Genomic DNA, 11259 nt, shown 5'->3' with positions numbered 1-11259 from the left:
AGCGAAAGTCCGTGTCCCGTCATGGCCAGCCTCATTGCCGATTATTGCGCAGCGCGCAAGCCGGGAATGGCCACGATTGCCCGCGTCGTCACCCGCAACGCGCGTCGCGGATGATGTTCTGCGCGTCGAGCATGATCGACAGGCGCGGGTTGGTGGGGTCGGGATTGACGTTGCCCGCCGACCCGTAGGCGACGAAGCGCAGGTTCTCGGTGCGCCCGAGCATTTTGGCGATCTCCGCCCGCGTGGTCTGATCGGCGAGCTTGCCGATGAAGGGCCCCATCAGCGGTGCGCCGCAGGTGGCCGAGGCGGGATCGGTCAGCGTTCCGCGCGCGAAGGGGCCGGGGGCGGCACCGGGGAGCTGCTGGGCGATCTGTGGCGTCGCGGTCGCGGCGGGCGCTGGCGCGGTGCCCGGCGCGGGGGTTGCCTGCGCGCCGCCGATCCGGGCGGCGAAATCCTCGGCATCATTGCCGGGCTGGGCAGGCTCGCTCCCGCAAGCGGAGAGCATGAGCGCGGCAAGGCTGAGGCAAAGACCGGCAGAGCGGATCATCGACGAGTCTCCGAAAGAAGGTTGCGGCGTCCCTAAGCCAAGCGCAAATGACAAGAGCGTGACAAGCCGGTTCAGCGATGACGCAGCCGGTCGGGGGTAAGCTGGTCCACCCGCGTTACCCCCATCAATCGCATCCCGCGCTCGATCTCGTCCTTGAGGATGCCGAGTGCGCGCTCGACGCCCTCCTGACCAGCCGCCGCCAATGCGTAGAGATAGAGCCGCCCGCCCGAGGCCGCGCTCGCACCGCTGCACAGCGCCTTCAGCACATGGGTGCCGCGTCGCACGCCGCCGTCGCAGATGATCTCGATCTGGCCGCCGACCGCATCGACGATCTCGGCCAGCTGGTCGAAGGGCGCGCGGGAGCCGTCCAACTGCCGCCCGCCGTGGTTGGAGATCATGATCGCATCCGCCCCGATGTCGACCGCGCGGCGCGCGTCGGCAGCGCTCATCACGCCTTTCAACACGAAGGTGCCGCCCCATTGCTGGCGGATCGCCGCAGCGGTGTCCCAATCCATCGAGGTGTCGAGCATGGTGTTGAAATATTCGGCGATGCTCACCGCCTTGCCCGTGCCTTCGGCGACGTGGGTATCGAGATTGGGCAGACGGAATTTTTCGCGCAGCAGGTAGTCTAGCGTCCAGCGCGGGCGGGTGGCGTAGCTGAGGATGCTGGCGGGCGTGAAGCGGGGCGGGGTGGTGAAGCCGCTGCGCAGGCACCGCTCGCGCTTGCCGGACACGATGGTGTCCACCGTCAGTGCCAGCGCATCGAACTTTGCGGCCTGACAGCGCGCGATCATGTGATCGTTCAGCCCCTTGTCCTTGTGAACGTAGAGCTGGAACAGCTTGGGCCCGGTGGTAAGCGCGGCGATCTCCTCGATACTGCGCGTCGCAAGGCTGGAGATGCCGAACCACAGCCCGAATTTCTCGGCGGCTCTGGCGACCGCCGTCTCGCCCTGCCAGTGGAAGGCGCGCTGGACGGCGGTGGGGGAGAGCATCAGGGGGAGAGCGGACTTGCGGCCGAGGATCGTGCAGGACGTGTCGATCTCGGCGACACCTGCCAACACGTCCGGCACCAGATCGACGCTGTCGAAGGCGGCCGTGTTGCGCGCCTTGGTCAGCTCGTCATCAGCTGCGCCGTCGATATAGTCGAACACCGGAAAGGGCAGCCGCGCTTTCGCGAGCTTTCGGAAATCGTCGATATTGTGGCAATCGGACAGGCGCATTGTCAGCGCCTGCCCGATCGCTCAATCGCTGTCGAGTGCGCTCTTACTGCTTTTCGAACGCGACCGAGATGTCGAGTTCGACCTCGTCGCTCACCATCGGGATGCCGTAATTCACGCCGAAGTCCGAGCGCTTGATGGTGGTTTCGGCCTCGAAGCCGACGGTTTCCTTCTTGTTCATCGGGTTGGTGCCCGCGCCGGTGAATTCGGCTTCGAAGGTGACGGGCTTGGTCACGCCGTTCATCGTGAGGTTGCCGGAGATGTTCGCGGTCATGTCGCCGGTGCGCTCGACGCTGGTCGACACGAAGCGGGCGGGTGCGGGGGCGGCGCCGAAGAAGTCGGGCTTGCCGCCCTCCTTGCCCGCGCGCAGAAGGTGATCGGTCAGGCCCTTGCTGGCGGTGGTGACGCTGGCGATGGGGATCGTCACGTCGACCTTGGCTGCGGCGATATTGGCCGGATCGAGTTCCAGCGTGCCGGCCACATCGCCGAACAGGCCGTAGTAATCGTTGAAGCCGAAGTGATTGACCTCGAACGCGATCAGCGAGTGGTTGGAATCGGCGCTGTAGGTTCCGGCGGTCACGCGGGCCGGGTCGGCCACACCGGGAACCTGCGGCGCGCCTTGCGCGAAGATCGCGGGCGCGGCGGCGATGCCTCCGGTTACGGCAAGGACGGTGGCGGTGGCGGCGAGGGCATAACGGATCATTGAGGGAATCCTCCTGTTGGTTCAGGCGATCAATTCCCGCCCCCGCCGGTGGTTCCTGCGGGCGCACGGCGGATCAGCATTTCACGATACTTCGACGGCTGCGCGCGGCGAGTTGGGCGGCGGAGTAGCTCGCGGCGATGGGATCATCCGGGCAGGTGCGATAGGCGGGATCCTGCGTCAGGCAGCCCTCGCCGCAAACCTGCACCGCACGCGGGGCCTGCCAGTCGATCCGCCACAGCCGCCCGCCGGGGGTAGCGACATAGCCGTCCATCCGGCTTTCGATATCGCTTTCGAGATCGAGCATCGAGGGGACTTCGCTGTCGTAATTCGCATCGAACCCGGCGTGGGTGTGGATGCTGGCGACCGGGGCCATGCCGGGCTCGTCGAAATAGCGCAGGTCGCAGGTGCCCTCGTCGCCTTCGTGCACCGGGGTCGCGTCGAGCGCGCCTTCGTTGTCCTCGAAGATGATCGCGCACAGCTCGATATTCTCGGCGATGGACTGCGCCTGCATCGCCTCGAGCCGGGTGCGGGCGAAGGCCTGCACCTCGGGTTGCGTCACGGTGACGACGAAATCCTCGGGCCCTTTGACGTTGAAGGCCAGACGCACGACGATCGCCACCCAGAGGATGGCGATCGCGGCGTAGATCCATTTTGCATTGCGGCCTTCGAACATCAGGCCGTTGCTTTGGCTTTAGTTCTTGGCCTTGTCGACCAGCTTGTTGGCGCTGATCCACGGCATCATCGCGCGCAGCTTAGCGCCGGTCTGTTCGATCGGGTGCGCTTCGGCCTGCTTCCGCGCGGCCTTGAGTTCGGGCTGGCCCGCGCGGTTGTCGAGCACGAAGTTCTTCACGAAACGGCCCGACTGGATGTCCGCGAGCACGCGTTTCATCTCGGCCTTGGTTTCATCGGTGATGATCCGGGGGCCGGTGGTGATGTCGCCATATTCGGCGGTGTTGCTGATCGAATAGCGCATGTTGGCGATCCCGCCTTCATAGAGCAGGTCGACGATCAGCTTGGTTTCGTGGAGGCATTCGAAATAGGCCATTTCGGGGGCGTAACCGGCCTCGACCAGCGTCTCGAAGCCCGCCTGGATCAGGTGAGTGATCCCGCCGCACAGCACGGCCTGCTCGCCGAACAGGTCGGTCTCGCATTCCTCGCGGAAGTTGGTTTCGATGATGCCCGAACGCCCGCCGCCGACGGCAGAGGCATAGGCGAGGGCAACGTCATGCGCGCTGCCGGTCGCGTCCTGATGCACCGCGATAAGGCAGGGCACGCCGCCGCCCTTCACATATTCACTGCGGACGGTGTGGCCCGGGCCCTTGGGCGCGATCATGATGACGTCGATGTCGGCGGGCGGCTCGATCAGGCCGAAGTGGACATTCAGCCCGTGCGCGAAGGCGAGGGCGCTGCCGGGCTTCATGTGGCCCTTCAGATCATTCTCCCAGATCGCGGCCTGATGTTCGTCGGGCGCGAGGATCATGATGATGTCGGCCCACTGCGCGGAAGCGGTGTTCGAGAGCACCTTGAAGCCAGCGTCCTCCGCCTTCTTCGCGGTCGCCGAGCCTTCGCGCAGCGCGATGGCGACTTCGGCGACGCCGCTGTCGCGCAGGTTCTGCGCGTGGGCGTGGCCTTGCGAGCCATAGCCGACGATGGCGACCTTCTTGGGCTTGATCAGATTGAGATCGGCGTCGGCGTCGTAATAAACCTTCATTTCAACAATTTCCTCATTCCAGATTAGCCGTCATGCTGAACTCGTTTCAGCATCCATTGAACCGCACGCTCCGCGCTTTCGGACCGCTGGACCCTGAAACAAGTTCAGGGTGACGAAGAAAAATCAGGCCCCCTGCGCCCCGCGCATCATGCCCACGATCCCGGTGCGACCGACCTCGACCAGCCCCAGCTCGCGCATCAACGCGATGAAGCTGTCGACCTTGTCGGGTGGCCCGGTGATCTCGAAAATGAAGCTTTCGGTGGTCGTATCCACCGGCCGCGCGCGGAAAATGTCGGCGAGGCGCAGCGCCTCGACACGCTTTTCGCCCGTGCCGGAGACCTTGATCAGCGCCAGCTCGCGCTCAACGTGCGGCCCGGCGGTGGTAAGATCGGTGACCTTGTGCACCGGCACCAGCCGTTCGAGCTGCGCCTCGATCTGGTCGATCACCTGCGGCGGCCCGTTGGTGACGATGGTGATGCGGCTGACCGCGTGATCCTCGGTAATGTCGGCCACGGTGAGGCTGTCGATATTGTAGCCGCGCGCGGTGAACAGCCCGGTGATCTTGGCGAGGATCCCCGGCTCGTTATCGACGGTGACGGCGAGAACGTGGCGCTCGGAAGGGCTTTCCGCAATTTTCATTGGCATGGGGGTGTCCTTAGACCAGCGCCTTGGCTTCGTCGTCCATCGTGCCGTCGACCTTGTCGCCGTAGAGCAGCATTTCGGTGTGCGCGGCACCTGACGGGATCATCGGCAGGCAGTTGGCGTCCTGCGCGACGAGGCAATCGACGATCACCGGGCCGTTGTGGTCGAGCATCCGCATGATGCCGTCGTCCAGATCGCGCTCCTCGGTGATACGGATGCCCTTCCACCCGTAAGCCTCGGCCAGTTTCACGAAGTCGGGTAGGCTGTCGGAGTAGCTGTTCGAATAGCGGCTTTCATAGGTCAGTTCCTGCCACTGGCGGACCATGCCCATGTATTCGTTGTTGAGGATGAAGATCTTGACCGGCAGGCGATAGTGGCTCGCAGTGCCGAGTTCCTGGATGTTCATCTGGATGCTCGCCTCGCCCGCGATGTCGATCACCAGCGCATCGGGAAAGCCCAGTTGCGCACCGATCGCCGCCGGAAGCCCGTAGCCCATCGTGCCGAGGCCCCCGCTGGTGAGCCACTTGTTCGGGTCTTCAAAGCCGAAATACTGCGCCGCCCACATCTGGTGCTGGCCGACTTCGGTGGTGATGATCGGATTGCGCTTGTGGGTCAGGGCGTGCAGCCGCTCGACCGCTTTTTGCGGCATGATCATGCCCGGATTCTTGGTGCTGCGTTCAGGATAGGCGAGGCATTCGCGCGCGCGCCACCCGGCAATGCGGGCCTTCCATTCGCCAAGGTTCTTCGGCTGACGGCTGCCCCAAGCCTCGATCAGCTGTGCCAGCACCGTCCCGCAATCGCCGACAATGCCGAGGTCGACCGGCACGGTCTTGTTGATCGAGGAACGGTCGATATCGATGTGGATCTTCTTCGAGCCCGGCGAAAAGGCGTCGAGCCGCCCGGTCACGCGGTCGTCGAAGCGCGCGCCGATGCAGACCATCACGTCGGCCTTGTTCATCGCCATGTTGGCTTCGTAGGTGCCGTGCATCCCCAGCATCCCGAGCCAGTCGGGGTGCTGGGAGGGGAACGCACCCAGACCCATCAGCGTCGAGGTGACGGGCGCGCCGGTGATGTCCTGCAATTGCCGCAGCAACCGGCTTGCCTCGGGCCCGGAATTGATCACGCCTCCGCCGGTGTAGAAGATCGGGCGCTGGGCGTTCGCGATCATCTCGACCGCCTCGATGATCTGCTCTGCGGGAGCGACGGTCTGCGGCGCGTAGCGGTGCGATCCGGCGCGAGTCAGCGCGCGGCGCTCAGAGGGCACGGCGATCTGGACGTTCTTGGGAATGTCGATCACCACCGGGCCGGGCCTGCCGGTGGTGGCGATGCGGAAGGCCTCCTTGACCGTCGCGGCGAGGTCCGCCGGATCCTTCACCAGATAATTGTGCTTGGTGCAGTGCCGGGTGATGCCGACGGTATCGGCCTCCTGAAAGGCATCGGTGCCGATCAGTGCGGTGGGCACCTGCCCGGTGATGACGACCAGCGGGATCGAATCCATCCACGCATCGGCAATGCCGGTGACGGCATTGGTCGCGCCGGGGCCGGAGGTGACCAGCACCACGCCCGGCTTGCCGGTGGCGCGGGCATAGCCTTCCGCCGCGTGGGCCGCTCCCGCCTCGTGCCGGACGAGGATGTGGCGGATGCGTTCGTCGCCGAACAGCTCGTCATAGATCGGCAGAACCGCGCCGCCGGGGTAGCCGAAGACGAACTCGACGCCTTGCTCGACCAGCTCCTGCACAAGGATGGCCGCACCGCTCATCGCGGTGACCGGGTCCGAGGTGGGCTTGTTCGGGGCTTTGTCCGGCTGACCGGGCACGGCGGCACTCCATCTGATCGGGTCGCCGCCGCGGGCAGGGGCGGGGCGAGGGGGTGTAACAAAGAAAACAGGCCCGATGCAGGGGGGACCGCATCGGACCGAGTGACAGGCCGCTAAAGGTTACAATCTGATAGGTCAACCCCTATTTGCGCAATAATGATGCAAAATGTGCGTCAATGTCGATATTTTCGGACTCCCAATCGGGGCGTGCTCTCGGCCAGTCGGCGGGGGGCTGGCGCCGGAACCAGGTGAACTGGCGCTTGGCGTAGTTGCGCGTGGCTTGCTGGCCCATCGCGATCACCTCCTCGGATTCGATCTCGCCTGACAGCCACGCCGCGATTTCGGGCACCCCGATCGCACGCATCACCGGCAGATCGGTGTCGAGCCCGCGCTCCAGCAGCGCCTCGACCTCGGCCACCGCGCCGGAATCGAGCATCGCGACGAAACGCGCATCGCAGCGCTCATAGACCCAGGCGCGCTCGGGCTCGACGATCAGCGGGTGGAGCGTCACGTCGTCACCGATCCCGCCGGACTTGGCGAGCTGCCAGTCACCCAGCGTTACCCCGGTCGAACGCTTCACCTCAAGCGCGCGCGCGATGCGCTGGGTGTCACCGGGATCGAGCATCGCCGCGCGTTCGGGGTCTTCGATCTGGAGCAGCTTGTGGGCTTCCCCTTCGTTCAGCGCCCGCACCGCCGCGCGCACGGCGGGGTCAATCGCGGGGATCGGGGCAATGCCTTCGAGCAGCACCTTGAGATAAAGCCCGGTGCCGCCGACGAGGATCGGGACTGCGCCCGCTTCATGACAATCGGCGATCTCGTCCTTGGCGCGGCTTGCCCAGGCGGCGGCGGAGCAGGCCTCGGCCCCGTCCCATGCGCCGAACAAGCGGTGCTCGACCTCCTCCATCTCCTCGTCCGAGGGTCGGGCCGAGAGGATCTGGAGATCGGCATAGACCTGCGCACTATCGGCATTGATGATGACGCCGCGCCGGCCATCGGCCGCGAGCCGCCGTGCGAGATCGAGCGCAACCGCGCTCTTGCCGCTGGCGGTCGGCCCTGCAATGAGCGCGAGCGGATTTTCGGGAGTGACAGAAATGCTCATGGCGCGGCTGATAGCAGAGACAGGTAAATGTGAAACGCGTCTCGATGCGCTGGCGGGTGCTTTGGCCGATGCGGGCGCGGTGCTGAGCGCGGCGGCGATGCCCGAAGGCGATGACGATGTGCTCGAACTGCATCTGGATTCGGGCGATCCGGCGGCGGTGCTGGACGCGATCGACGCGGTGTTCGCGCCGCCTGCGATGCTGGTTGCGAGGGGCAAAATCGCGGTGCCCCGGCTGTTCGTGTCGGATATGGATTCGACCATGATCGGGCAGGAATGCATCGACGAGCTGGCCGATTATGCCGGGCTGAAGCCGCAGATCGCCGCCATCACCGAGCGCGCGATGCAGGGCGAGCTCGATTTCGAGGCGGCCTTGCGCGAGCGTGTGGCGCTGCTGGCGGGGCTGGACGAAGGCGCAATCGCCTCCTGCCTTGCCGAGCGGATCCGCGCGACGCCGGGGGCGAAGACGCTGGTGGCGACGCTCGCCGCGCTGGGGACGCGCAGCGTGCTGGTGACGGGCGGGTTCCATCACTTCGCCGATCCGGTCGCCGCAATGCTCGGCTTCGACCGCGTGGTGGGCAACCGTCTGGCCGTGGAAGGCGGCAGGCTGACCGGTGGGCTTGTCGGCCCGATCACCGATTCGGCGGTCAAGGCGGCGGTGCTGCGCGAGGAGCTGGCCGGGCTGGGCGAGACGGCGCACAGCCTCGCCACAGGCGACGGGGCCAACGACATCCCGATGATCGAGGCGGCGACCTATGGCTTTGCCTACCGCGCCAAGCCCAAGGCGCGCGCGGCCGCCAATGGCCGGGTCGACGACGCAGATCTGACTGCTGTACTCAGCCTGCTAGGCATTGCGCGCAGCGATTGGCGCGAGGCCTGATCGCGCGGCGGGAACCGATGGCCGCAAAAAGGGTTTCAATTCGGGTACCGAGTCTGCTATTAACATTCATGTAAGCAAGCCCGGACTATACCCTGAGGCCCAGCACAGGAATGGCCCGCATGACCGACATCGCCCGCGACCAGTACACCCGGATGTTCTCCGCCGACGGCACGGTGCTGCTGCACCCTGATCGTCCGCAGGCGAAGTATCGCCCGCTTCGCGCGATCCGCAATTTCCAGATGCTGATGAAGGACAAGGAAGACACCGCGGCCGTCTTCCGCATCTTCGAATCGCTCCCCTCGAAGGATTTCCTGCCGCGCATCGCCGCGCTCGCCCTGTCCGAACGCGGAACCTATCTGCGCGAGACCGAGCCGAGCCTGCCCGAAATCCTCGACGATCACGCCGCCCTGCGCCGTACGCCCAAGGGCAGCCTTGCCCATGCCTATTGCGATTTCATGGAGGCCGAAGGTCTCTCGGCCGCGGGTCTCGTCGCCGAAAGCGATCGTGCCGGGCGACCGCGCTTTCCCGATCTGGTCGAGTGGTACATCAACCGCTCGCGCGACACGCATGACATGTTCCACGTCCTGACCGGCTATGGCCGTGACGCGCTGGGCGAGGCTTCGGTGCTGCTCTTCACCCACGGGCAGTCGCCGAGCCAGGGGCACCTGCTGATCGGCTATGCGGGTGCGGCCAACATCAAGAAGACGGCGAAGGGCACCAAGGCTCCGGTGTTCGGTGCCGTGCGCGAGGCGCATCGTATCGGCAAGGGCGCGCCGCCGCTGATCGATCAGCCGATCCGCCAGCTGCTCGAACGCCCGCTCGAGGATGTGCGCGCCGCGCTGCGCATCCCGCAGCCGGTGAAGTATCGCGAGTGCCACCGCGTGTGGAAGGCCGAGGGGATCGACCCCTACAACCTGCTCGCCAGCCGCACCCCGGCCGAGCCGGAGCTTATGGCCGCCTAAAGCCAGCTGGCGATCTGGGACAGCGGCTTCTTGATAAGCGCATGGGCGGGCACCGTGGCATCTGCTGCGGGCCGCCCGGCGACCACGATCATCACCGGCTTTTCCCACTCGGGGCGCCCGCACACCGTCCGCAAGAAGCCCATGGGGGAGGGTGTGTGGGTCAGCGTCGCGACCCCCGCCTCGTGCAGGGTCGCCAGCAACAGCCCGCAGGCGATCCCGACGCTTTCGTTCACGTAGTAGTTTTGCGTCTGCCCGTCCTCGGCAATCCCGCCCTTGCGCTGCGCGAAGACGACGATCAGCCAGGGTGCGGTTTCGAGGAAGGGCTTGTCCGCATCCGTTCCCAGCGGGCCGAGCGCCGCGAGCCATTGCTTTCCCGCCTTGGGGTCACTGCCGTCGGCGCCGTAGAAGCGCCGTTCCTCGGCTTCGGCGGCTTCGCGGATCGCGCGCTTGGTGTTGGGCGAGCCGACCACTGCGAAGTGCCAGGGCTGGTGGTTGGCCCCCGAAGGCGCGCTCCCGGCGGCGGCGATGGCGGCCTCGATCACGCCGCGCGGCACGGGCTCGTCGGAGAACCACCGGCAGGTGCGGCGCTGGGCCATGCGCGCGGCAAAGCTCTGCGCGCGCGCCACGGCCTCGTCATCGGGGAGGGGTGGGAGCGTGTAGGGAAGAGTGTCCGGGCTGTTCATCGGCAGGAAAATGTCCTCGATCGGGCGGAGAATGGACTGTTAACTGACACTGGTGTAAGTGGCGAGCCCGGACCCCGTTTCGCGACTCGCCCAAAGGACGTTACACGATGGCGCTCACCGATCTCCCGCTGGTTGCTCCCGACCGCAAGATTTCGGGATTCCGGCCGCTCAAGGTGCTCCACCACTTCGGCAAGCTGGTCGAGAACAAGGAAGACACCGAGCAGGTGTTTCACATCATCGAGGCGACCAAGGGCAGGCGCAGCCACGCGCAGGCGCACGCCTTCATCCGTTCGCCCGAAGGCCAGCGCTTCATGGCCGACAGCGTGAGCATCCCCGCGATGCTCGACGATCACGACCGCTGGGCCGATTGCGGGCCGCAGAGCGTTGCAGCGCATTATATCGCTTTCATGAAGCGCGAAGGGCTCTCGGCGGCGGGACTGGTGGCGGAAAGCCACAAGTGGGCCCCGCCCGAAAGCCTGCCGCAGGATCAGACCCAGTGGTATTTCGATCGTCTGCGCGACACGCATGATCTGTTCCACGTGCTGACCGGCTATGGCCGCGATGCGCTGGGCGAGGCGAGCCTCTTGGGCTTCAGCTACGAGCAGAACCACAACACCGGGATCCTGTTCATCGCCTATGCGGGCGCGCGGCAGATCGGAAAGGTGTCGGGCACCAAGGCGCCGCTCTTCGCCGCGATCAGGGAGGGCCGCAGGCTGGGCCGCGCGGCGGGCAAGATCGCGCATCAAGATATCGCCGCGCTGATGCGCGAAGATATCGGCGCAGCGCGCGCGCGGCTGAACATCGGCACGCCGGAGGTTTACCGCCAGTGCCTCGCGATCCTCGAAAGCGAGGGCACGATGCGCGAGCAATTGACGCTCGGCGGCGCGCAGGCGGCCTGATCCAAACTCCGTTCGGCCTGAGCTTGTCGAAGGGCTGCATTTCTTTTCTTGGGCGAGCGGAAAAGAAAAGAACGGGGCTTCGACAAGCTCAGCCCGAACGGAC

The 11259-nt window shown here is 65.9% G+C and carries 12 protein-coding genes; 3 read left to right on the top strand and 9 right to left on the bottom strand.

Annotated features, from left to right (window positions below; all coding sequences use genetic code 11):
- Window positions 1-88: 88 nt before the first annotated feature.
- The 8 genes from E2E27_RS12520 to miaA all read right to left on the bottom strand — a co-directional run bounded on the left by E2E27_RS12520 (window position 89) and on the right by miaA (window position 7735).
- Window positions 89-547: a hypothetical protein gene (locus E2E27_RS12520; protein WP_141459620.1), complete on the bottom strand. Its 459-nt coding sequence runs from the start codon at window positions 545-547 to the stop codon at window positions 89-91.
- A 71-nt stretch (window positions 548-618) separates the two neighbouring features.
- On the bottom strand, window positions 619-1767 hold the full coding sequence (locus E2E27_RS12515) for an alpha-hydroxy acid oxidase (RefSeq protein WP_141459618.1): 1149 nt from the start codon (window positions 1765-1767) through the stop codon (window positions 619-621).
- Between the two features lie 43 nt (window positions 1768-1810).
- A complete protein-coding gene (locus E2E27_RS12510; RefSeq protein ID WP_141459616.1) occupies window positions 1811-2467 on the bottom strand; it encodes a YceI family protein in 657 nt (218 codons plus the stop codon).
- A 73-nt stretch (window positions 2468-2540) separates the two neighbouring features.
- Window positions 2541-3140, bottom strand: a complete 600-nt coding sequence (locus E2E27_RS12505) for a DUF4329 domain-containing protein (RefSeq protein WP_141459614.1) — start codon at window positions 3138-3140, stop codon at window positions 2541-2543.
- Window positions 3141-3158: 18 nt separating this feature from the next.
- Window positions 3159-4178 carry a ketol-acid reductoisomerase gene (gene ilvC / locus E2E27_RS12500; protein WP_141459612.1) on the bottom strand — a complete coding sequence of 340 codons (1020 nt, stop codon included), beginning with the start codon at window positions 4176-4178 and terminating at the stop codon, window positions 3159-3161.
- A 123-nt stretch (window positions 4179-4301) separates the two neighbouring features.
- Window positions 4302-4817: an acetolactate synthase small subunit gene (gene ilvN, locus E2E27_RS12495; protein WP_141461871.1), complete on the bottom strand. Its 516-nt coding sequence runs from the start codon at window positions 4815-4817 to the stop codon at window positions 4302-4304.
- Between the two features lie 16 nt (window positions 4818-4833).
- Window positions 4834-6579, bottom strand: a complete 1746-nt coding sequence (gene ilvB / locus E2E27_RS12490) for a biosynthetic-type acetolactate synthase large subunit (RefSeq protein ID WP_141461868.1) — start codon at window positions 6577-6579, stop codon at window positions 4834-4836.
- A 199-nt stretch (window positions 6580-6778) separates the two neighbouring features.
- Window positions 6779-7735 carry a tRNA (adenosine(37)-N6)-dimethylallyltransferase MiaA gene (gene miaA / locus E2E27_RS12485; protein WP_141459609.1) on the bottom strand — a complete coding sequence of 319 codons (957 nt, stop codon included), beginning with the start codon at window positions 7733-7735 and terminating at the stop codon, window positions 6779-6781.
- Here miaA and serB point away from each other — a divergent pair.
- Both serB and E2E27_RS12475 read left to right on the top strand, forming a co-directional pair.
- On the top strand, window positions 7728-8612 hold the full coding sequence (gene serB / locus E2E27_RS12480) for a phosphoserine phosphatase SerB (RefSeq protein WP_141461866.1): 885 nt from the start codon (window positions 7728-7730) through the stop codon (window positions 8610-8612). The genes miaA and serB overlap by 8 nt on opposite strands.
- A 119-nt stretch (window positions 8613-8731) precedes the next feature.
- A complete protein-coding gene (locus tag E2E27_RS12475; protein ID WP_141459607.1) occupies window positions 8732-9574 on the top strand; it encodes a Coq4 family protein in 843 nt (280 codons plus the stop codon).
- On the opposite strand, the gene E2E27_RS12470 is transcribed toward E2E27_RS12475, so the two are convergent.
- Window positions 9571-10257: a nitroreductase family protein gene (locus tag E2E27_RS12470; protein ID WP_141459605.1), complete on the bottom strand. Its 687-nt coding sequence runs from the start codon at window positions 10255-10257 to the stop codon at window positions 9571-9573. The two genes, E2E27_RS12475 and E2E27_RS12470, sit on opposite strands and share 4 nt — an antisense overlap.
- A gap of 107 nt (window positions 10258-10364) precedes the next feature.
- Between E2E27_RS12470 and E2E27_RS12465 the strand changes: the two genes are divergently transcribed.
- Window positions 10365-11156 carry a Coq4 family protein gene (locus E2E27_RS12465; RefSeq protein ID WP_141459603.1) on the top strand — a complete coding sequence of 264 codons (792 nt, stop codon included), beginning with the start codon at window positions 10365-10367 and terminating at the stop codon, window positions 11154-11156.
- Window positions 11157-11259 lie beyond the last annotated feature (103 nt).

The organism is Porphyrobacter sp. YT40, assembly GCF_006542605.1.
Taxonomy (GTDB): Bacteria; Pseudomonadota; Alphaproteobacteria; order Sphingomonadales; family Sphingomonadaceae; genus Erythrobacter.
Note: the sequence above shows the minus strand (reverse complement) of the source record. Positions and strands in the feature narration are given on the sequence as shown.

Coding starts and splice junctions, on each gene's coding strand:
- E2E27_RS12520 (WP_141459620.1), bottom strand. CDS start 547: ATGATCCGCTCTGCCGGTCTTTGCCTCAGCCTTGCCGCGCTCATGCTC.
- E2E27_RS12515 (WP_141459618.1), bottom strand. CDS start 1,767: ATGCGCCTGTCCGATTGCCACAATATCGACGATTTCCGAAAGCTCGCG.
- E2E27_RS12510 (WP_141459616.1), bottom strand. CDS start 2,467: ATGATCCGTTATGCCCTCGCCGCCACCGCCACCGTCCTTGCCGTAACC.
- E2E27_RS12505 (WP_141459614.1), bottom strand. CDS start 3,140: ATGTTCGAAGGCCGCAATGCAAAATGGATCTACGCCGCGATCGCCATC.
- ilvC (WP_141459612.1), bottom strand. CDS start 4,178: ATGAAGGTTTATTACGACGCCGACGCCGATCTCAATCTGATCAAGCCC.
- ilvN (WP_141461871.1), bottom strand. CDS start 4,817: ATGAAAATTGCGGAAAGCCCTTCCGAGCGCCACGTTCTCGCCGTCACC.
- ilvB (WP_141461868.1), bottom strand. CDS start 6,579: ATGAGCGGTGCGGCCATCCTTGTGCAGGAGCTGGTCGAGCAAGGCGTC.
- serB (WP_141461866.1), top strand. CDS start 7,728: ATGCTCATGGCGCGGCTGATAGCAGAGACAGGTAAATGTGAAACGCGT.
- miaA (WP_141459609.1), bottom strand. CDS start 7,735: ATGAGCATTTCTGTCACTCCCGAAAATCCGCTCGCGCTCATTGCAGGG.
- E2E27_RS12475 (WP_141459607.1), top strand. CDS start 8,732: ATGACCGACATCGCCCGCGACCAGTACACCCGGATGTTCTCCGCCGAC.
- E2E27_RS12470 (WP_141459605.1), bottom strand. CDS start 10,257: ATGAACAGCCCGGACACTCTTCCCTACACGCTCCCACCCCTCCCCGAT.
- E2E27_RS12465 (WP_141459603.1), top strand. CDS start 10,365: ATGGCGCTCACCGATCTCCCGCTGGTTGCTCCCGACCGCAAGATTTCG.